Consider the following 19,661-nt stretch of genomic DNA (forward strand, 5'->3'; position numbering starts at 1 on the left):
ACACGGGCCACGCGAACGGCAAGGCCCCGGACGCCGACCGCCATGCGACCGGAGGACCGGCATATGACACGATCATCATGTGGTCGATCATCGTGCGGCCACGATACGCCCCCCGGTACGAAACGACGTTGGGCGGGCCCCCGATCCCGGGAAACCCGCCCAACGGCCGAACCGGCACCCGTTCCCGGTGCCGGTGATCGGAGTGACTACTTGCGACGCTTCTTCTCGCGCACCTTCACCGAGATCTGGATCGGCGAGCCCTCGAAGCCGAACTCCTCACGCAGGCTGCGTTCGATGTAACGACGGTAGCCGTGCTCCAGGAACCCGGTGGCGAAGATCACGAACCGCGGGGGGCGGTTCGAGGCCTGGGTGGCGAACAGGATGCGCGGCTGCTTGCCACCGCGCAGCGGATGCGGGTGCGCGGCCTGCAGCTGGCCGAGGAACGAGTTGAGCTTGCCGGTCGGAATGCGCTTGTCCCACGACTCCAGCGCCGTGTGCATGGCACGGGAGAGACGGTTGGTGTGCCAGCCGGTCTTGGCCGACAGGTTGACGCGCTGCGCCCACGTCACTCGGTCGAACTCCATGATCCACAGGCGTTCGAGACGCTGACGGCCGAAGTCGTCGAGCAGATCCCACTTATTGAACACCAGGACGATGGCGCGACCCGCGTCCACGGCCTGACTCATCACCTTGAGATCCTGATCGGCGATCGGCTGGGAGACGTCGAACAGCACCAGCGCCAGCTCGGAGCGTTCGAGGGCCGCCTGCGTGCGCAACGAGGAGTAGTACTCCGCGCCGGACAGCTTGTGCAGACGACGCTTGATGCCGGCCGTATCGATGAACAGCCAGTCCTCGCCGTCCACGGAGACGATCTCGTCCACCGGATCGCGGGTCGTGCCGGCCAGATCGTTGACCACGGCGCGGTCCTCGCCGGCCAGACGGTTCAGCAGGGACGACTTGCCCACGTTGGGCCGGCCCACCAGCGCCACGCGACGCAGATCGGACGGGGTGAGCAGTCCGGAGGTCTTCTCCGTCTTCTTCAGCTTGTCGAGCGCCTCGTCGAGTAGATCGCCCACTCCCCTGCCGTGCATGGCGGAGATGCCGAACGGCTCGCCCATGCCGAGCTTCCAGAACTCGGCGGTCAGATACTCGTCGGCCTGCGAATCGACCTTGTTCACCGCAAGGGTGATCGGCTTGCCCGCGGCCCTGAGCATCTTCACAATGCGCTCATCGCTGGCCGTCAGTCCGACGATGCCGTCGACCACGAGGATCACCGCGTCGGCGAGACGGACGGCGATCTCCGCCTGATTGGCGATGGACGACTCGATGCCCTCCACGTCGGCCTCCCAGCCGCCCGTGTCCACGAGCTTGAAGTCGGTGCCCGCCCACTCGGCGTCGTAGCTGACGCGGTCGCGGGTCACGCCCGGCGTGTTCTCCACCACGGCGGCCCTGCGGCCGAGGATGCGGTTGACCAGCGTGGACTTGCCCACGTTGGGTCGGCCCACCACGGCGAGCACGCCCACTTCGCGGGAGCTCGCCTTCCTGGAACGGTCGTCGAAGGCCCCATGCAGCAGGCTCTCGTCCTCGTCGTCCAGCTCGTATTCGCTCAGGTTGGCCGCATACTCACGGTAGGCCTGCTCCTCGGCGGCTTCGTCCACCAGGGCGATCAGCGTATCGAGCGTCTGCTCGAAATCCATGTCGGAGTTGTCGACGGTGGTCACGCCTTCGGCGGCGGTGAGGAAGCTCGTCACCTTGGAGTCGGCCTTGTCGCGGGCCGCCACATCATCCGGACCGACCGCGGCCGCACCGGCATTGCCGGACGCTGCGGACGTCTGCCCGGCACGACGGGCTGCACGGACCTCCTCGCGGGCGGTCAGCAGCACGCGCACCTCGGCGTCCGGAGCCACCACGGTGGTGATGTCACGGCCTTCGGCGACGATGCCCGCACCCTTCGAGAAGGAATCGGCGTCGGCCTCGCGGGCGATGAACGCACGCTGCGCGGCGATCAGCAGATGGCGGACGGGCATGATCGACGAGACAACGGAGACATGCGAGGACACCTCGCCGGAACGGATCTCCTCGGCGATGCTCACCCCGTCCGACAGCACGTCCGGGTGTTCGGGATCGACCGAGATGTCGAAATGGTCCTCGGTGAAGAACTCGCCCACCGCCGCGGTGATGCGGTCGACGTCGGGCTGCTCGGCATCCAGGTCCAGTCCCTGACGCAGGCACCACCAGGTGCACGCGCGGTACATGGCACCGGTGTCGAGATAGGCGTAGCCGAAATACTTCGCCAGCGCCTTCGAAGTCGTGGACTTGCCCACTCCGGCGGGCCCGTCGATGGCGACGCGGATCACAGGCCGACCTCCTTCTCCAGGGACTTGAGCTCGGTCGGGGACAGCACACGGTAGGAACCGGGCTTGAGCTCACCGAGCTTGATCGGGCCGATCTGCGTGCGCACCAGACGCTTGACCGGGAAGCCGATCGAACCGAAGATGCGGCGCACGATGCGGTTGCGGCCTGAGTGCAGCACCACCTTCACCATCGTGTACTCACGGTTCTGGTCGAGAATCGAGCAGCGGTCGAGCTTCACCCAGCCGTCGTCGAGCTTCACGCCCGTACGGACCAGACGACGGCACACGCCGCCGCCCAGCTTGCCCTCGACGGTGGCGATGTAGGTCTTCGCCACCTCGTACTTCGGATGCATGACGTGCTGGGACAGCTCGCCGTCGTTCGTCATGAGAATCAGGCCCTCGGAATCGTAATCGAGACGGCCCATGTGGAACACACGCTCGTACTTGTCGCCGATGATGTCGCGCAGGGTCCAGCGGCCCTTCGGATCATCCATGGCGGACAGCACCTTACGGGGCTTATTCAGCGCCAGCGTGATGTGATGGTCGTTGAAATGGATGCGGGAACCGTCCACCATGATCTTCTGGCGCTTGGGATCCACACGGGTACCCAGCTCGGTGGTCAGTTCGCCGTCAACCTCGACCCTGCCTTCGGTGATGATCTGCTCGCACTTGCGACGGGAACCGAATCCCGCCTGGGCGAGCACCTTCTGCAGACGAATCCCCTCATTGGAGGAATCGAAGGAATCGGACTGATGAGATGTTGCATTCTGGTTTGGCATCGTTCTCCCAACGTGGCCGGAACAATCTACATGCTGATATCTGGAATATCCGGCTGTCCGGGATATCCAGATGTGGTTTCCAAGCTGATTCACAGGAAACCACAGCTTTTCATTATAACGCAGGGTATCCACCGCTGGTACTATGTGAGTCGTTTGTCAGATCGATCAGAAGGGAAATCATGTCTGAACCGAACATTCCCGACCGTACCACGAACGAAGCGACCACCGAGGAATCCACGGCCGTGACGCCGGAATCCCCCGCCTCCGCAGCCGCCGAGGAGACCACGGCCGAGCCCGCCGACGCGAAGAACGCCCCCAAGGTGGACGGCGCGGCCATGGCCCGCCGTGCGCTCGCCGAATTCGCCGGCAGCTTCTTCGTCTGCTTCGCCCTGTTCGCCGCGGGCACCTACGGCACCGTGCTGTACGGCGCCAACGTGGTGTTCGTGGCGGTCATCGCCGCACTGGCCTACGGCGCCGCCGCCGCCACGTTCTCCCGAATCTCCGGCGGCCACTTCAACCCCGCGGTGACCCTCGCCGCCGCACTGACTTCGAGGATCGGCTGGCTCGACGCCCTGGCCTATGTGGTCGCCCAGCTGCTCGGCGGCATCGTCGCGGGCGCGCTGACCGTCGCGGTCCTGCCGACGTCCGGCACCGTGGGCGCCAAGGTCTGGCTGGCCTCCGCGGTCAACGGCTTCGGCGAGGGGTCCCCCTCCAACAGCATGCTCAGCCAGGCCGGCATCAGCTTCAACATGACGATGGCCATCGTAGTCGAGGTCGCCATGGGCCTGCTGGTGGTGGCCGCCGCCATGAACACGCTGCGCGAGGACGGCTCCCCCACCGACGCCCACACGGTCGCCACCGCGGTGTCCTATGGCGTGGCCTCCGCCGTGGCCTTCCCCATCACCGGCGCCGGACTGAACCCCGTGCGCTCCACCGGCATCGCCCTGTTCGCACAGGGCAAGGGGCTGACCGTGGAGCCGCTGCAGCAGCTGTGGGTGTTCTGGGTGTGCCCGCTGCTGGCCGGCGCCGTGGTCGCGCTGGTCATGCTGCTGGTCGACACCATGCGTCAGAAGGCCGAGGTCGCCGTACTGCCGACCGAAGCCGAGTCGACGGAATCCTACGCTGCCGCCGACTCCGAGAATGCCGGTGACGCAACCGAGACCGCTTCCGAGACCGAAGGCGACGCCACCGTCGCCGACGAGGGATCGCATGGTTCCGAAGCGCCCGCCAAGGCGGAGGAACGCTAAGTCTCCGTCCCCTTTTTCTCGGGTAACGCAAGGGGCCCGTACGGTTCAATATGAACGAACCGTACGGGCCCTTGTCGTTGGTCCATTGGTGGTCTTCGGGATCCGCCGCTGATCTTCAGAACATGATCAGCACCATGTAGGCGATCATCAGTCCGATGCCGAAGGAGAAGCCGAAGAAGCAGTCGAATCCGACGGAGCGGATCTTCCACGGGCTTTTCGTCTTGAGCACGAGCCGCAACGTCGCGGTGACGATGGACGTCAGCGACAGCAGCGACACCGCCCAGATCATCTGACCGGTGACGGCCAGTATCGCGCACACGGCGACGGCTCCGGCCACGGCCCATTCGAAGGCGGGCTTGCCCTCATGGGCCTCCGAGACATAGGGGTGCCGGGAGGCGCGTCGCGGCCTGTGGGCTGGTTGATTCATCGTCGGGACTTCCATTCATTCACCTGGATCGGACATGGGGTCGGCCGGCCAAACGACCGGCCGACCGTGCGATCAGTGGAAGAAGTGGCGGGTGCCGGTCACGTACATCGTGACGTTGGCCTTCTTCGCCGCCTCGAACACCTCGCCGTCGCGGATGGATCCGCCGGGCTGGACGATGGCCTTGACTCCGGCGTTGATGAGGATCTCGGCGCCGTCGGCGAACGGGAAGAACGCGTCGGAGGCCGCGACCGAGCCCTTGGTGCGGTTCGCCCCGTCGGCCAGGGTGTTGGCGCGCTCCACGGCGAGGTTGCAGGAATCGACGCGGTTGACCTGTCCCATGCCGATGCCGACCGTGGCCTGATCGTGGGCCACGAGAATGGCGTTGGACTTCACGCAGCGGATGGCGCGCCATGCGAAGACGAGATCCTTGATGGTCTGCTCGTCGGCGGGCTCGCCGGAGACGAGCTTCCATGCGTTGGGATCGTCGCCGACCGCGTTGATGAGATCCGTGGACTGCACCAGCAGACCGCCGTCGATCTGACGGATCTGACGGGCGGACTTCGGCGGCTCGGCGACCTTGAGGATGCGCAGGTTCTTCTTCTTGGTCTTCAGCAGTTCGAGGGCCTCGGGCTCGTAGTCGGGGGCCACGATCACCTCGGTGAAGATCGGGCGGACGCCCTCGGCCATTTCGAGGGTCACCGTGGAGTTGGCGGCGATCACGCCGCCGTACGCGCTCATCGGATCGCAGGCGTGCGCCTTGCGATGGGCCTCGGCCACGGTGGCGCCGAGCGCCAGACCGCAGGGGTTGTTGTGCTTGACGACGGCCACGGCGATCTGCGGGGCGAAGTCCCACACGGCGCGCCATGCGGCGTCGGCGTCGACGTAGTTGTTGTAGCTCATCGGCTTGCCGCCCAGCTGCTCGGCGTGGGCGAAGCCGTTGCGGTTGAGGGGATCGAGGTAGAGCGCGGCCTGCTGATGCGGGTTCTCGCCGTAGCGCAGCACATGCGTGCGGTCCCACGTTTCGGTGAGGGTGGCGGGGAACAGCTTCTCGTCGATCACGGTTTCGGCGTCGTCGGCGTTCGGCTCGACGGTCAGGCTCGCCGGCTTGGGCCACTGCTTGCTCGCCCATTCGATGATGGTGGCGTCGTAGGCGGCGGTGTGGGCGAACGCCTTGGCGGCGAGGTAGCGGCGCTCCTCCAGCGTGAAGCCGGTGCCGTCCTCGACGCGCTGGGCGACCAGCGCATAGTCCTTCGGATCGGTGACGATGGCCACGGTCGCGCTGTTCTTGGCGGCGCCGCGGACCATGGACGGACCGCCGATGTCGATCTTCTCGATGGTGTCGGCCTCGTTGGCCCCGGAGCGCACGGTATCCGCGAACGGGTAGAGGTTCACCACTACGAGGTCGAACGGCTTGATGCCCAGCTCCTTGAGCTGCTCGACGTGATCGGGGTTGGTCATGTCGGCGAGGATGCCGGCATGAATGTGGGGATCAAGGGTCTTCACACGGCCATCAAGGCTTTCGGGGAATCCGGTGACCTTCTGGACTTCGGTGACGTTGACGCCCAGCTCGGCCAGCTTGGCGGCCGTGGAGCCGGTGGAGACGACTTCCGTGCCGGCGGCGACGAACGCCTTGGCCAGCACTTCGATGCCTTCCTTGTGGAACACGGACACCAGCGCACGTTTGATGGGACGTGTGGTGTTTGACATTACTTGTCCTCCTTGATGGTCGGATTGTCGACGATCCCGTCCGACGACACGACGCGTGCGCGCCGGGCCGTTTCGGAAGGAAGCTTACTGTCTACTGTAGAGGGTGCGCCGGATTGCACGGTGCGAGGAACGAGGTGGTCGGACGACGTGGGACCGTTCCCGAAGGATTCGGCACCGGTCTCTCGATCGGCGGCGGCAGACGCGGTGTCGGTCATGTTGCCGATGTCGGACATGACATCGATATCGGACGCAGTGCCGTCGGTGCCGGACGTGGTCCCGTCCTTCGCAGTCCCGACGTTCGCGGCGGAGGTCCCGGCCGAGCCGCGTCGCGCGATCAGCGTGCGGATGCCGTACCGTGCGCACACGATGATCAGCGGGACCAGCCATGCGGCGAGGAATCCCAGCGCACTGGGTCGGACGAGCGCCCGGGTGGAGTCCGCCACGTCGACGCCGATGTGGGCGAGTTCCCCGGAGCCAAGGGACCCGTTCGAAATCGTCATCAGCAACGGCAGCACCACCGACATCACCACGATCACGGCGACGAACGCCATGGCGGGGTGGGCGAAACGCCAGATCATCGTCCGGGAGACCAGCGCGGCGGGATCCTCGTCCTCATTGCGGCCAAGCGCATTGAATCGCTTGGGGGAAAGCATCATCCACATGCCGATGACGAAGGTCAGGGCGCCGGGCAGCACCATCAGTGTGATGCGGACGGAGTCCTGACCGACCGGAGCCGGGAACAGGGCGAACAACGGCAGCGAGGGCAGGCTGTAGCCGCTGCCGGACCACAGCGAGAACGAGGCGAGGGATCCGATGGAGAACCCTCCGCCGAACACCCAGGACAGCGCCCACAGCATGAGATTCGGCAGCCAGATCAGGTAGGCGATCGTGGTCATGATGGCGGAGCCCCGTTCCATGCCGATGGCGGGGAACATGTCCGTCATGTCGTTCCACCCCAGCACGGCCCAGACGATCACGGTGATCAGGGAGGCGAGGGTGAACGTCGCCGCGATGATGACCAGCGCGGTCGGCACCTGACGCAGGGTACGGCGGAACGGCTGATCGAGCCTGCCGACGGAGTCCGAAACGAGTGAGGGAAGGCCGGTGCGTGGGATCAGGGCGATCAGATAGCCGATGCTGAACACGACCGCGGTCTTCAGTTCGATGACCGCCATGGAATCGAGCGTGCCCACGGACGACGTCGACGCGATCCAGCCGTGAACGGCGAGCCATGATGCCAGACCCGCCACGTATCCCTGCCATGAGCAGCCGAGCCGTAGCGCGCAGGCCCGGATCAGGACGATCAGCAGCACCGTGAGGCCAAGCGGCATTATGGTGAGCGTCAGCGGCGGATACTGCAATCCTACGCCCTGCGAATACAGAATGACCGCCTTGGTCAGCGGCACGGAGAAATCGGTAAGGCCCTGCCCTCCTTCCTCCATGGAGACGAGCAGCAGCATCAGCGCGTTGTAGCAGCTCAATGCGATGCCATACAGTCCCATGGCGAGGAGGGCCGAGCCCATGCCGGTGAGGAACGGACGGATCCTAGGATTCATCGGATGGCGTTGGCCGTCAGGATCTCGCGCACGATCTGCGCGGTCTGTCCGGGGGTCTGTCCCACGCGAATGCCGACCGCCTCCAATGCCTCCTTCTTTTCCTTGGCGGTGCCCTTGCCGCCGGACACGATGGCGCCAGCATGGCCCATCTGCTTGCCTTCGGGGGCGGTGAAGCCGGCGATGTAGGCCACCAGCGGCTTGGTCATGTGCTCGCTGGCCCACTGGGCCACTTCCTGTTCGGCGCCGCCGCCGATCTCGCCGATCATCACCACGGCCTTGGTGTTGTCGTCGGCGTTGAATTCCTGAACCGCCTCGAGCAGCGTCGTACCCACGATCGGGTCGCCGCCGGCGCCGAGCGCCGCGGTGAATCCGATGTCGGAGAGCTCGCCCATCAGCTGGTAGGTGAGCGTACCGGACTTGGACACCAGACCCAGCGGGCCGCGCTTGACGATGCCGTCGGGAATGATGCCGAGATTGACGCCCTTCGAGCCTTCGGTCTCGCCGAACGTGGCCAGACCCGGGCAGTTCGGTCCGATGATGCGCACGCCCTTCTCACGGGCGAGGGCCACGCAGTAGGCGGTGTCGGAGACGGGAACGCCCTCCGTGATCACCACGATGAGCTCGATGCCAGCCTCGATGGCCTCGACCATGGCGCTCTTGGCGAAGCGCGGAGGAACGAACACCACGCTGGCCTTCGCTCCGGTGGCCTTGCGGGCCTCGGCGCAGTTCGCGTACACCGCGATGTCGGCCGACGTGCCGTCGGCGAGGGCGAACGTGACGTCGGTGCCCGCCTTGCGCGGGTTGACGCCGCCGACGATGTTGGTGCCCGCGTTGAGCATGCGGGCGGTGTGCGTCATGCCCTGATGGCCGGTCATGCCCTGGACAATGACCGGCGTTCCATCCTGTACGAAAAGCGTCATCGTGCCTCTCCCCCGTTCGTTGCGTCGTCTGCCAGCCGGGCGGCCTGCTCGGCGGCCTGTTCCATGGTGTCGGCGACCTGGATCTGGGGGTTGCCGGCCTGTGCGAGGATCCGCAGACCCTCCTGTGCCTTGTTGCCGTCGAAGCGCACCACGATCGGACGGATGTTGTTCATCTTGTCGATGGCTTCAAGAATGCCGTTGGCCACCTCCTCGCAGGAGGTGATGCCGCCGTACACGTTGATGAACACCGAGCGCACCTTGCGGTCGGACAGCACGATCTCCAGGCTTTCCGCCATCACCGCGGCCGATGCGCCGCCGCCGATGTCCAGGAAGTTGGCCGGCTTGACATTGGTGCCCAGCCGTTCGCCGGCGCCGGCCACGGCATCGAGGGAGCTCATGACGAGGCCCGCGCCGTTGCCGATGATGCCGACCTCGCCGTCGAGATGCACGTAGTGCAGACCGAGGGCCTTGGCCTTGTTCTCCAGCGGATCACCCTCGTTGGGGTCGGTGAACCGTGCCCAGCCGTCGTGACGGTAGGCGGCGTTGCCGTCGAGCGAGATCTTGGCGTCCAGAGCGCACAGCGACTTGCTGGACTCGTCGTCGGGGTCGCCGATCTTGGCGAGCGGATTGATCTCCACCAGCGTGGCGTCGCTGTTGTGGAATGCGCGCCACATCTTGAGCAGGATCTCGGCGGCCTGCTCGCCGTCGGCATGGTAGAAGCCGATCTGGGAGGCCATGTCGCGGGCGGCCTCGATGTCGAAGTCGTCGAGCGGGCCGATGTGCAGTCGCTTGACTGATTCGGGATGGGACTTGGCGAGCTCCTCGACCTCGGTGCCGCCGTTGGCCGTGGCCAGCACGTCGTAGTCGCGGGAGGCGCGGTCCACGGAGATCGAGACGTAGTACTCGTGGATGATGTTCTTCGCTTCGGCCACCAGTACGCCGTTGACCTTGTGACCGTGGATGGTCATGGGGAACAGCTGCTCGGAGATGAGGATGGCCTCATCGAGGTCATGCGCGATCTTCACGCCGCCGGCCTGACCGCGGTGGCCGATCTTGACCTGGGCCTTGATCACGCACGGGAAGCCGATCTGCTTGGCGGCTTCGGCCACGTCATGGGAGTTCTGCGCGTAGATGGCGCGAGGGGTCGGGATATCGGCCTCCTCGAGAAGTTCGCGCGCTTGGTATTCATACAGATCCATCTGAACTGTTCCCCTTGTTTCCTTTCGGTTGTTGGTTGCCTCGCGGTTCCGTCCGGTCAGGCCGGCATGGTCACCAGCGAGGAACGCTTGTATGCGGCGAGGTCGGGCGGGGTGGGAATGCCGGTGAGCTCCATCACGAAGCTGTATCCGGCGACCGTGGCGCCATGCTCCTCGATCAGGGTGCGGGCCGCCCCGGCGGTGCCGCCCGTGGCAATCAGATCATCCACGATCAGCACGCGATCGCCCGGCTTGATGGCGTCGTCCTCGACCTCGATGGCGGCCGTGCCATATTCCAGCGAATACTCCACCTTCTTCGTGGGCGGCGGCAGCTTGCCTGCCTTGCGCACGGCGACGAAGCCCTTACCGAGACGAAGCGCCAGTGGTACGCCGATCAGGAATCCGCGGGACTCCATGCCGGCGATGAGATCGAAGTCGTCGACGGACACGGGCAGGGCCTTGGCCAGCGCATCGATGAGGATGGACAGTCCGCGCGGATCGGCGAGCACCGGCATGAAGTCCCTGAAGTTGATGCCTTCCTTGGGGAAGCCCGGAGTGGTCCTGATCAGCGAGACCAGATAGTCGGCGTTCTCCTCGCCGACGAGGGAAAGACTGTTGATGGCGATATCCGAAGTCATGTTCACTACCTCCGATGATGCGTTGGCATTGATTATGAAGAGCTGACTATGAAGAGCGCCGAAGCCTTTTCGACTCCGACGCATGAAGCATTGAGAATGCAGGAACCGCCGTCCGGCATGTTCCTGCATTGCATGGTGTTACTTGGAGGCAGGCTCCTGAGCCTTGTCCTCGGACTCCTTGCCCTCGTCCTCGGCGCCTTCGGTCTGCTCCTCCGCGGCCTTCTGGTCATCGGACTGCGGCTCGGCGGATTCCTTGACGGCGGTCTCGGACTCGGAAGCGTTGTCCGCACCGGCGTTCTCGGCACCCTCCTGGGCCTTCTCCTCGTTCTGCTGCTGCTCGAACTCCTCGTCGCTCACGTAGTTCGGGACGACCGGCGGCTCGGTGACGGCCTGGATGCGCCAGCGGCTCAGCGTGCCCTCGGAGTTGATGACGATCTGGTCGATGTCGAGATCGACGGATTCCACCGTTCCGATGAGACCGGAGAACGTCGCCACCGGATCGCCGGGCTTGAGGCTGGAGCGGAAGTCCTGGGTCTTGCCCTGCTGCTGCTTGGCCTTGCGGGACTGCCACCACATCATGCCGACCATCACGACGACGATGATGACAAGGAACATCATGTTCTGATCCATGTTGTGAAGATTCTCCTTACAGCGAGTTTGCTACGTTCCGAACGCTCGGGGATCGCTCGCCGGAACCGACCAATTCAGGCTAGAACAGTGTGATGACAAAGACCAATCGGCCGTCCACGTTTTCGAGCCCGTCCACGGTGTTCGACATGTGCGATCGAACATCCGATCGGAACGTCCGGTCAGAACGACGGCTCCGCGCCCTCCGGAGGCCGAAGATTCAGATGACGCCACGCCTTGAGCGTGGCCACGCGACCCTTGGGCGTCCTGACCATGAACCCCTCACGGACCAGATACGGCTCGCATACCGTCTCCACGGTCTCGGACTCCTCCCCCACCATGGCGGCGAGATTGTTCAGTCCCACGGGACCGCCGTTGAAGCTGCCGCAGATGGCCTTGAGCACCGCCATGTCCAGACGGTCGAGGCCTTCGGTGTCGATCTGATAGAGGTCCAGCGCCTGCGTGACGGCGTCGATGTCGACGTGGTCGAGATCATGCACCACGGCCCAGTCCCTGACTCGCCTGAGCAGACGGTTGGCGATACGCGGCGTACCGCGGGACCGGCGCGCCAGCTGATCGGCGGCGTCCTCGTCGATGCTGACGCCGAGCACCGTGGCCGACCGCAGGATCAGCCGTCGCATCTCGTCGCGGGGATAGAAGTCGAGATGGGCGGTGAAGCCGAATCGCGCGCGCAGCGGCGACGGCAGCATGCCTTCGCGGGTGGTCGCACCCACCACGGTGAACCGGGGCAGCGTCAACGGGATCGACGAGGCGCCGGGCCCCTTGCCCACGACGACGTCCACGCGGAAATCCTCCATGGCGATGTACAGCAGTTCCTCGGCGGGCCGGGGAAGACGATGGATCTCGTCGATGAACAGCACCTCGCCCTCCTCCAGAGAGCTCAGGATCGAGGCGAGGTCGCCGGCATGCTGGATGGCCGGACCGGAGGTGATGCGGATGGGCGTCTCCAGCTCATGGGCCACGATCATGGCGAGCGTGGTCTTGCCCAATCCGGGAGGACCGGCCAGCAGAATGTGGTCGGGAGCCACCCCGCGCTTGATCGCCGCGTTGAGGAACAGCTTCATCTGGGCCTTCAGCCGGGGTTGGCCGATGAACTCGTCAAGGCCCGAGGGGCGAAGCTCCTCGTCGCTCACCGGCTCGCCGTTGATGGGCGAGGCGGAGACCATGCGCAGTGACTCCTCGCGGGCGTCCGCATTGCTCTGCACCGTGCCGGCGCCGTTCGCGTCGAGTTCGGATTCATACAGACTCATCAACGTCCCCTATCCATGGAAGCCAACGTGATCTTCAGCAATGCCGGCACTTCGTCCGATTCGACCGGCCCCTCATGCTCCTGATCCCTGAGTACGCGCCTGACCGCGGACAGGGCGTCGCGCTGCTGCCATCCCAGGGAGACCAGAGCCTCCACCAGCTGATCGGTACCGTCGTCCCGGACCGAGGCCACCGCGCCGGAATCCTCGATCTCATCGAGGTTGATGCTGCCCTTGAGCTCAAGAATGATCTTCTGCGCGCCCTTCTTGCCCAGTCCGGGAGCCTTGGCCAGTGCCGCCGCATCGCCGTTGGCCACTGCGCTGAGCAGCTGCGTCGGCCCGAGGGTGGACACGATCGACAACGCCACCTTGGGGCCTATGCCGCTGACCTTCTGCAGACTGAGGAACAGGTCCTTGGCCGTCTTCGTCCGAAACCCATACAGGGCGATGGCGTCCTGCGACACATTGAGCTTCGTGAACACCGTGACCTGTTGTCCGATGCGCGTTTCCGCCAGATCCGACCCGGGCATGCGGACCTCATAGCCCACGCCGTGCACGTCGATGACGGCTGAATCCTTGGTCACGGCCAATACCGTGCCGTTGAGACTGGCGATCATGTCGACTCCTCACCGTTCGAACGAACAAAACGAACAACACAACTCGAACATCTGTTCGATATTCTACATGATGCTACATGCCCCGTCGTACACCACGGCCATGCGTGGCCTTCCGGGTCGCTTCGGCCCACTGCCGCTGGGCCGGGGTGAGATGCTGTTCCCGCTCGCCTCCCTGCAGGGCGCCGGAGGGCCTCAGGGCATGGCAGATCGCCAATGCCAAGGCGTCCGCGGCGTCCGCGGGTTTGGGAAGCGTGTTGAGGTTGAGGATCCGGGTGACCATGCGTTCCACCTGGATCTTCTCCGCCTGTCCGTTGCCGGTGATCGCCAGCTTGGCCTCGGTCGGCGTATGCAGGGCGACCGGAATCGTCCGCTGTGCGGCGGCCAGCATGGCGAGCCCCGCCGCCTGCGCGGTGCCGAGCACGGTGTTGCGGTTGGATTGCGCGAACACGCGTTCGATGGAGACGGCGTCCGGCGAGAATTCGTCGAGCTTGGCGCACAGCCCGTTGTAGATGTGCAGCAGACGCAGATCCTGCGACTCATGGGGATCCGAGCGCACGACATCGACGTGAATAAAGGAAAGCCGGCGGAATGCGCCGGCTTCCACGACCCCGACGCCGCAACGGGTCAAGCCGGGGTCAACTCCAAGAATGATCATGGATGCTTGGATTCGCGGAACGGACGAGGACTACTCCTCGGCGTCCAGCTGCTCCATGATCTCGGGGGTCTGGTTCCACGTGCTGTAGATGTTCTGCACGTCGTCCAGATCGTCGAGGTTGTCGATGAGCTTCGACACCTTGCGGGCACCCTCGAGGTCCAGATCGATCTTGTTGGTCGGAACCATTTCGGTCTCGGCGGAATCGTAGTCGATCTTGGCTTCCTGCAGGGCCTTGCGCACGGCGATCAGGTCGGAGGAACCGGTGTAGACGGTGTAGACGTCACCCTCCTCGACCACGTCCTCGGCGCCGTTCTCGGCGGCGATCTCGAAGAGGTTGTCGAAGTCGACGCCCTCGGACGGGACCACGATCACGCCCTTGCGCTCGAAGTTGAAGCTCACGGAGCCGTTTTCGGCGAGCGAGCCGCCGCCCTTGGACAGGGTGGAACGCACATCGGCGGCCGCGCGGTTGCGGTTGTCGGTGAGGCATTCGATGATCAGGCCGACGCCGCCGGGGGCGTAGCCTTCGTACACGATGTCCTCGTAGTTGGCGCCGCCGGCTTCCTCACCGGAGCCGCGCTTGACGGCGCGCTTGATGTTGTCGGCCGGCATCGAGTTCTTCTTGGCCTTGTAGATGGCGTCGTACAGAGCCGGGTTGCCGTCCGGGTCGCCGCCGCCCTGACGGGCCGCGATCTCGATGTTCTTGATGAGCTTGGCGAAGAGCTTGCCACGCTTGGCGTCGATGGCCGCCTTCTTGTGCTTGGTGGTCGCCCACTTGGAATGTCCTGACATGACGCTCCTAAAGAATCGGATTAATAAACATGGTGATTTTATGCGGGTATGGCGACATCAGGCCACTGCGGCCTGAAAGTCGTCTGCGGAGTTGATCTGCGCGCGGCTGGCGATCGCCTTGAGGATCTTCTCGCGGGCCTCGTCCACCGGCACGCCGTTGAGCTGGCTGCCGTCGCGGAAACGGAAGCTCACGGCGTTGTTGTTCGTGTCCTCCTCACCGACGATGAGGATGAACGGGACCTTGGACTTGGACGCGTTGCGGATCTTCTTGCCGAAGCGGTCGTCGGAGGAGTCGATCTCGCAGCGGACCATGCTGTCCTCAAGAGATTCCACGAAGCGCTGCAGATGCGGGGCGAACTCGTCGGCCACCGGGATGCCGGTCACCTGCACGGGGGCGAGCCACGCCGGGAACGCGCCGGCGTAGTGCTCGAGCAGGATGGCGAAGAAGCGCTCGATGGAGCCGAACAGCGCGCGGTGGATCATCACCGGACGCTGGTGCGTGCCGTCGGCGGCGATGTACTCGAGCTTGAAGCGCTCGGGCAGGTTGAAGTCCAGCTGGATCGTGGAGACCTGCCAGGTACGGCCGATGGCGTCACGGGCCTGCACCGAGATCTTCGGGCCGTAGAAGGCGGCGCCGCCCGGATCGGCGACCAGGTCAAGACCGGATTCCTTGGCGACCTCGGCCAGCGTGCTGGTGGCCTCCTCCCAGATCTCGTCGGAACCGACGAACTTGTGCTCGTCCTTGGTGGACAGCTCGAGGTAGAAGTCGTTGAGGCCGAAGTCCTTGAGCAGGCCGAGCACGAAGTTCAGCAGGCTCTTGAGCTCGTCCTTCATCTGCTCACGGGTGCAGTAGATGTGGGAATCGTCCTGGGTCAGGCCACGCACTCGGGTCAGGCCGTGGACCTCGCCGGACTTCTCGTAGCGGTACACGGTACCGAACTCGAAGAGGCGCAGCGGCAGCTCCTTGTAGCTGCGCTGGCGGGACTTGAAGATCAGGTTGTGCATCGGGCAGTTCATCGGCTTGAGGTAGTAGTCGAAGCCCTGCTTGGTGATGTTGCCGTTCTCGTCGCGCTCCTCGTCAAGGCGCATCGGCGGGTACATGCCGTCCTTGTACCACTGCAGGTGGCCGGAGGTCTCGTACAGGCCGCCCTTGGTGATGTGCGGGGTCTGCACGAAGCTGTAGTGGTGCTTGCGGTGCTGTTCGCGGGAGTAGTCCTCCATCGCGTTGATGATCGCGGCGCCCTTGGGGTGGAACACGGCCAGACCCGGTCCGATCTCATCCGGGAAGGAGAAGAGGTCCATCTCCTGGCCGAGCTTGCGGTGGTCGCGCTTGGCGGCCTCCTCCAGCTTGGTCTGGTACTCCTTGAGGTCCTCCTTGGTGAAGAACGCCACGCCGTAGATGCGCTGCAGCATCGGGTTCTTCTCGCTGCCGCGCCAGTAGGCGGCGGCGCTGCGCTCCAGCTTGAACGCCTTGATGAAGCGGGTGTTGGGCAGGTGGGGTCCGCGGCACAGGTCCTTCCACACCACGTTGCCGTCGCGGTCCACGTTGTCGTAGAAGCTCAGCTCGGATTCGCTCACCTCGGTGGCCGCCTCCGGGTCGAGGTGGGCCTCCTTGTCCTTAATCAGTTCGATCTTGTAGGGCTGGTCCTTCTCCTCCTCAAGGGCCTCCTCCTCGGTGACCACGCGGCGGCGGAAGGACTGGGCGGACTTGATGATGCGCTGCATGCGCTTCTCGATGTCCTTGAGATCGGCGGGGGTGAACGGTTCGTCCACGTCGAAATCGTAGTAGAAGCCGTTCTTGATCACCGGGCCGATGCCGAGCTTGGCGTCGGGGCGGATCTGCTGCACGGCCTGCGCCATCACGTGAGTGGCGGAGTGGCGCATGATGGCCAGACCGTCCTCGCTGTCCAGCGCGATGGGCTCGACCTTGTCGCCGTCATGCAGCGGCGTATACAGGTCGCGGGGCTCGCCGTTGAGGCGAACGGCGATGATGTTCTTGTCGTCGGCGAACAGCTCGACGCCGGTGGTGGTTGCTTCCACCTCCTTCGCTTCGTCGTTGACCGTAATGGAGATGGTAGCTTGCGCCATGGTGTTGTCCTTTGCTATCGGGGGTCCGCGGTACTAATGTGCAGGCCTGGACTGAACTTGACGTAGCAAGAGTAAGCGCTGACGGCGACAAGATCAACCATTGACGGGGCCCGGCGCGGGAAACGTGACCGGGATAACAAAACGGATAACCGGATAATCGGATAACAAAAAACCGCCCGAATCATCGGACGGTTTCATAATCTGGAGCGGACAACGGGACTCGAACCCGCGGTCTCGACCTTGGCAAGGTCGCGCTTTACCAACTAAGCTATGTCCGCATATGACGATCGGAGATCATCAAGTGGGCGATGTAGGAATCGAACCTACGACCCCTTCGGTGTGAACGAAGTGCGCTAGCCGCTGCGCCAATCGCCCGAATCGCTTCGGATATCAAATTATCGAAAACAAGGATCCTTGCAGATTCCTTTGCATTCGTGGGCGATACAAGATTCGAACTTGTGACCCCTTCCGTGTCAGGGAAGTGCGCTACCTCTGCGCCAACCGCCCGGTTGTGTACTCTGCCGAGTCGAGGTGGGTACGAGAGTCGAACTCGTCTATACGGCTTTGCAGGCCGCTGCCTAACCGCTTGGCTAACCCACCGTAAAGGTTCAAATTAACTCTTCGGACCTTAGAGCGGACAACGGGACTCGAACCCGCGGTCTCGACCTTGGCAAGGTCGCGCTTTACCAACTAAGCTATGTCCGCATGTGTTTCAGACCGGACCTTCAGGACCGGAGCCGTAAGCACGAGTCACTACTATAGCGAGCGATGTCGAATGCGGCAAATCGGCGTGTCGCACTCCGATCGGCCGCGGGCGAACGCTAGTTCTCGTTGGGCTTATCAGGCGTTGGGGCAGACGGCAAGCCGGTAGGGTGGGAACCATGAAAGAGAGCATGAGCAAAAGGCGGTTCATGATCGCCGCATTCGGCGGATGGAACGACGCCTGTCAGGCGGCCACCGACACCGTGCGCCATCTGCTAGACGTCTACGAGTCCAGGGAGATCGGCCACATCTGCTGCGATTCCTATTACGACTACCAGTCGTCCAGGCCGATGCTGTGCAACGTGCAGGGGCACCGACGCATCGTATGGCCCGAAACCACGTTCTATGAGGTCACCGCCGAGCCCGAGACCACGTTCTATGTGGCCATGGGACCGGAGCCGAACTTCCACTGGTCGGATTTCTGCCAGCGCGTGCTGCGCTTCGCCGACGAATGCGACGTGACGAACATCATCACCCTCGGATCGATGTTCGCCGACTGCACGCACACGCGGGCATTGCCGTTGAGCCATACGTGCGGCGACGACGACGATGCCTCGGACGATTCCTACTGCGGGCCGATCGGCATTCCGACGGTGCTGAACTATCAGGCCGCCGAGGATGGGTTTGAGGCCGAATCGCTGTGGGCGTCCGTCCCCCAGTATCTGGGAGGCGACGAATGCCCGGCCGGCACGCTGCGCCTGCTCAACGAACTGTCCGCGCTCATGGATTTCGCCCTCGAGGACGGCGATCTCGCCGCTTCCGCCGAGAAATGGCGGCTTCAGGCGGACATGCTGGTGCGCTGCAACGACGATCTGTCCGACTACGTCCATCATCTGGAGCACCTGATGGACGAGCACGGTGAGCCGGACGCCTCGGATGTGCCGGTCCCCCACGCGAAGCAGCTGGTCGAGGAGACCGAGGAGTTCCTCCGGTCGTTTGACCATCCTGCGGCACCGGAAGACTGACGCCGGGAACGGAACGTACGACAAACGGAACGTACGACAATACGACAAGGGGCGTGTCCATCGAGAACTCCGATGGGCACGCCCCTTGGTTTTTAGGTTTTCGGAAGACCGGGTTTCGGAAAACCGGACCGTCCTGCTATGCCCCCGCCACGGCGGACGGATCGATGGCCGGCAGCACGCCGGTGAGCAGCAGGATGGCCACGACGACGGCCAGACCGATGCGGTAGATCGCGAACGCTTTGTAGGAGAAGGTGGAGACGAACTTCAGGAAGCCGATGATCACGATGTAGCCGACGAAGAACGACACCAGCGTGGCGGCGATGGTCGGGCCCCAGCCGGGGAACATGCCGGCGCCGAGGCAGGCTTCGGAGGCGGGGTTGTTCGTGGCGGCGCAGGCGCTGACGTCCTTGACCGCGGAGACGGCTTCGAGGATGCCGGCGCCGAACACGGCCGGGATGGCCATGAGGAAGGCGACGCGCACGGCGGCCTCACGGGTGTAGCCCATGGCGCGGCCGAAGGTGATGGTGCCGCCGGAACGGGAGACGCCGGGGATCAGGGCCAGCATCTGGCCGATGCCGAAGATGATGGCGTCCTTGGCGGTCATGCGTTCCATGGTCTTGATCTGGGGCTTCTTGGCGTCGAAGATCCACAGCAGCACGCCGAACAGGGCGAGCACGGTCACGGTGATCCACAGGTTACGCAGCGTGGTTTCGATCACGTTCTTCAGCAGCAGGCCGGCGATGAGGATCGGCATGGTGCCGATGATGATGTACCAGCCCATCTGGGTGTCGGGGTTGTGCGCGCCGAGACGGCTCCTGAGGTCCTTGCCCTCCTTGCCGAACAGGGAACCGAACCAGGCGCCGAGGATGCGGATGATGTCGCGACGGAAGTACAGCAGCACGGCAAGCTCGGTGCCGATCTGGATGATGGCGGTGAACGCCGCGCCGGGGTCGGAGCCGATCATGAGGTCACCGACGATGCGGATGTGGGCGCTGGACGACACCGGAAGATACTCGGTCAGAGCCTGTACCAGACCGAGAAAAATAGCTTGGAAGAAATTCATGTC

The 19,661-nt window shown here is 64.3% G+C and carries 17 protein-coding genes and 5 tRNA genes; 2 read left to right on the forward strand and 20 right to left on the reverse strand.

The genetic code is table 11. The features are described from left to right. Window positions 1–206: 206 nt before the first annotated feature. Complete coding sequence (der, locus tag CSQ87_RS08630) at window positions 207–2,357, reverse strand: bifunctional cytidylate kinase/GTPase Der (RefSeq protein WP_100513472.1); 2,151 nt, start codon at window positions 2,355–2,357, stop codon at window positions 207–209. Beyond that, window positions 2,354–3,133: a pseudouridine synthase gene (locus CSQ87_RS08635; RefSeq protein WP_100513502.1), complete on the reverse strand. Its 780-nt coding sequence runs from the start codon at window positions 3,131–3,133 to the stop codon at window positions 2,354–2,356. The genes der and CSQ87_RS08635 overlap by 4 nt, the downstream gene beginning before the upstream one ends. A 179-nt stretch (window positions 3,134–3,312) precedes the next feature. Between CSQ87_RS08635 and CSQ87_RS08640 the strand changes: the two genes are divergently transcribed. Then, the gene (locus tag CSQ87_RS08640; protein WP_165776809.1) at window positions 3,313–4,380 is read left to right on the forward strand and encodes an MIP/aquaporin family protein; all 1,068 of its coding nucleotides are present in this window, start codon (window positions 3,313–3,315) and stop codon (window positions 4,378–4,380) included. A gap of 115 nt (window positions 4,381–4,495) precedes the next feature. Here the strand turns inward: CSQ87_RS08640 and CSQ87_RS08645 are convergent, their stop codons facing one another. The 17 genes from CSQ87_RS08645 to CSQ87_RS08725 all read right to left on the reverse strand — a co-directional run bounded on the left by CSQ87_RS08645 (window position 4,496) and on the right by CSQ87_RS08725 (window position 17,573). Next, window positions 4,496–4,807, reverse strand: coding sequence for a DUF3017 domain-containing protein (locus CSQ87_RS08645; protein WP_100513474.1), 312 nt, complete (start codon window positions 4,805–4,807; stop codon window positions 4,496–4,498). A gap of 72 nt (window positions 4,808–4,879) precedes the next feature. Continuing rightward, entirely contained in the window at window positions 4,880–6,514 is a 1,635-nt protein-coding gene (purH, locus tag CSQ87_RS08650) for a bifunctional phosphoribosylaminoimidazolecarboxamide formyltransferase/IMP cyclohydrolase (protein ID WP_100513475.1), read from the reverse strand. Beyond that, window positions 6,514–8,070, reverse strand: a complete 1,557-nt coding sequence (locus CSQ87_RS08655) for a cell division protein PerM (protein WP_133122381.1) — start codon at window positions 8,068–8,070, stop codon at window positions 6,514–6,516. Before CSQ87_RS08655 ends, purH begins: the two co-directional genes overlap by 1 nt. Beyond that, window positions 8,067–8,990 carry a succinate--CoA ligase subunit alpha gene (sucD, locus tag CSQ87_RS08660; protein WP_100513477.1) on the reverse strand — a complete coding sequence of 308 codons (924 nt, stop codon included), beginning with the start codon at window positions 8,988–8,990 and terminating at the stop codon, window positions 8,067–8,069. The genes CSQ87_RS08655 and sucD overlap by 4 nt, the downstream gene beginning before the upstream one ends. Further along, window positions 8,987–10,189 carry an ADP-forming succinate--CoA ligase subunit beta gene (sucC, locus tag CSQ87_RS08665; protein ID WP_100513478.1) on the reverse strand — a complete coding sequence of 401 codons (1,203 nt, stop codon included), beginning with the start codon at window positions 10,187–10,189 and terminating at the stop codon, window positions 8,987–8,989. Before sucC ends, sucD begins: the two co-directional genes overlap by 4 nt. Window positions 10,190–10,245: 56 nt before the next feature. Continuing rightward, complete coding sequence (locus CSQ87_RS08670; protein WP_100513479.1) at window positions 10,246–10,824, reverse strand: adenine phosphoribosyltransferase; 579 nt, start codon at window positions 10,822–10,824, stop codon at window positions 10,246–10,248. A 138-nt stretch (window positions 10,825–10,962) separates the two neighbouring features. Beyond that, window positions 10,963–11,454: a preprotein translocase subunit YajC gene (locus tag CSQ87_RS08675; RefSeq protein WP_100513480.1), complete on the reverse strand. Its 492-nt coding sequence runs from the start codon at window positions 11,452–11,454 to the stop codon at window positions 10,963–10,965. A gap of 179 nt (window positions 11,455–11,633) precedes the next feature. Further along, the gene (gene ruvB / locus CSQ87_RS08680) at window positions 11,634–12,638 is read right to left on the reverse strand and encodes a Holliday junction branch migration DNA helicase RuvB (protein ID WP_420868065.1); all 1,005 of its coding nucleotides are present in this window, start codon (window positions 12,636–12,638) and stop codon (window positions 11,634–11,636) included. 83 nt (window positions 12,639–12,721) lie between these two features. After that, entirely contained in the window at window positions 12,722–13,336 is a 615-nt protein-coding gene (gene ruvA / locus CSQ87_RS08685; protein WP_100513482.1) for a Holliday junction branch migration protein RuvA, read from the reverse strand. 73 nt (window positions 13,337–13,409) lie between these two features. Further along, a complete protein-coding gene (gene ruvC / locus CSQ87_RS08690; RefSeq protein ID WP_100513483.1) occupies window positions 13,410–13,991 on the reverse strand; it encodes a crossover junction endodeoxyribonuclease RuvC in 582 nt (193 codons plus the stop codon). A gap of 30 nt (window positions 13,992–14,021) precedes the next feature. Beyond that, on the reverse strand, window positions 14,022–14,780 hold the full coding sequence (locus tag CSQ87_RS08695; RefSeq protein ID WP_100513484.1) for a YebC/PmpR family DNA-binding transcriptional regulator: 759 nt from the start codon (window positions 14,778–14,780) through the stop codon (window positions 14,022–14,024). A gap of 57 nt (window positions 14,781–14,837) precedes the next feature. After that, on the reverse strand, window positions 14,838–16,868 hold the full coding sequence (gene thrS / locus CSQ87_RS08700) for a threonine--tRNA ligase (RefSeq protein WP_100513485.1): 2,031 nt from the start codon (window positions 16,866–16,868) through the stop codon (window positions 14,838–14,840). Window positions 16,869–17,070: 202 nt separating this feature from the next. Beyond that, a tRNA-Gly gene (locus CSQ87_RS08705) sits at window positions 17,071–17,146 on the reverse strand. Between the two features lie 24 nt (window positions 17,147–17,170). Further along, window positions 17,171–17,243: transfer RNA gene (locus CSQ87_RS08710), tRNA-Val, on the reverse strand. 60 nt (window positions 17,244–17,303) lie between these two features. Next, window positions 17,304–17,375, reverse strand: a tRNA-Val gene (locus CSQ87_RS08715). Window positions 17,376–17,397: 22 nt separating this feature from the next. Further along, window positions 17,398–17,468, reverse strand: a tRNA-Cys gene (locus CSQ87_RS08720). Window positions 17,469–17,500: 32 nt separating this feature from the next. Then, window positions 17,501–17,573: transfer RNA gene (locus CSQ87_RS08725), tRNA-Gly, on the reverse strand. A 188-nt stretch (window positions 17,574–17,761) separates the two neighbouring features. Between CSQ87_RS08725 and CSQ87_RS08730 the strand changes: the two genes are divergently transcribed. Then, window positions 17,762–18,595 carry a PAC2 family protein gene (locus CSQ87_RS08730; RefSeq protein WP_243388896.1) on the forward strand — a complete coding sequence of 278 codons (834 nt, stop codon included), beginning with the start codon at window positions 17,762–17,764 and terminating at the stop codon, window positions 18,593–18,595. A gap of 136 nt (window positions 18,596–18,731) precedes the next feature. Here CSQ87_RS08730 and CSQ87_RS08735 read toward each other — a convergent pair whose 3' ends face one another. Further along, complete coding sequence (locus tag CSQ87_RS08735) at window positions 18,732–19,658, reverse strand: undecaprenyl-diphosphate phosphatase (protein ID WP_100513487.1); 927 nt, start codon at window positions 19,656–19,658, stop codon at window positions 18,732–18,734. Window positions 19,659–19,661 lie beyond the last annotated feature (3 nt).

It is taken from the genome of Bifidobacterium simiarum (assembly GCF_002802905.1).
GTDB classification, from domain to species: domain Bacteria; phylum Actinomycetota; class Actinomycetes; order Actinomycetales; family Bifidobacteriaceae; genus Galliscardovia; species Galliscardovia simiarum.

Bases quoted from the DNA above. Each gene is read 5' to 3' on its own strand.
- CSQ87_RS08635 (WP_100513502.1), bottom strand. From the start codon at position 3,133: ATGCCAAACCAGAATGCAACATCTCATCAGTCCGATTCCTTCGATTCC.
- CSQ87_RS08640 (WP_165776809.1), top strand. From the start codon at position 3,313: ATGTCTGAACCGAACATTCCCGACCGTACCACGAACGAAGCGACCACC.
- CSQ87_RS08645 (WP_100513474.1), bottom strand. From the start codon at position 4,807: ATGAATCAACCAGCCCACAGGCCGCGACGCGCCTCCCGGCACCCCTAT.
- purH (WP_100513475.1), bottom strand. From the start codon at position 6,514: ATGTCAAACACCACACGTCCCATCAAACGTGCGCTGGTGTCCGTGTTC.
- CSQ87_RS08655 (WP_133122381.1), bottom strand. From the start codon at position 8,070: ATGAATCCTAGGATCCGTCCGTTCCTCACCGGCATGGGCTCGGCCCTC.
- sucD (WP_100513477.1), bottom strand. From the start codon at position 8,990: ATGACGCTTTTCGTACAGGATGGAACGCCGGTCATTGTCCAGGGCATG.
- sucC (WP_100513478.1), bottom strand. From the start codon at position 10,189: ATGGATCTGTATGAATACCAAGCGCGCGAACTTCTCGAGGAGGCCGAT.
- CSQ87_RS08670 (WP_100513479.1), bottom strand. From the start codon at position 10,824: ATGACTTCGGATATCGCCATCAACAGTCTTTCCCTCGTCGGCGAGGAG.
- CSQ87_RS08675 (WP_100513480.1), bottom strand. From the start codon at position 11,454: ATGGATCAGAACATGATGTTCCTTGTCATCATCGTCGTCGTGATGGTC.
- ruvB (WP_420868065.1), bottom strand. From the start codon at position 12,638: ATGGTCTCCGCCTCGCCCATCAACGGCGAGCCGGTGAGCGACGAGGAG.
- ruvA (WP_100513482.1), bottom strand. From the start codon at position 13,336: ATGATCGCCAGTCTCAACGGCACGGTATTGGCCGTGACCAAGGATTCA.
- ruvC (WP_100513483.1), bottom strand. From the start codon at position 13,991: ATGATCATTCTTGGAGTTGACCCCGGCTTGACCCGTTGCGGCGTCGGG.
- CSQ87_RS08695 (WP_100513484.1), bottom strand. From the start codon at position 14,780: ATGTCAGGACATTCCAAGTGGGCGACCACCAAGCACAAGAAGGCGGCC.
- thrS (WP_100513485.1), bottom strand. From the start codon at position 16,868: ATGGCGCAAGCTACCATCTCCATTACGGTCAACGACGAAGCGAAGGAG.
- CSQ87_RS08730 (WP_243388896.1), top strand. From the start codon at position 17,762: ATGAGCAAAAGGCGGTTCATGATCGCCGCATTCGGCGGATGGAACGAC.
- CSQ87_RS08735 (WP_100513487.1), bottom strand. From the start codon at position 19,658: ATGAATTTCTTCCAAGCTATTTTTCTCGGTCTGGTACAGGCTCTGACC.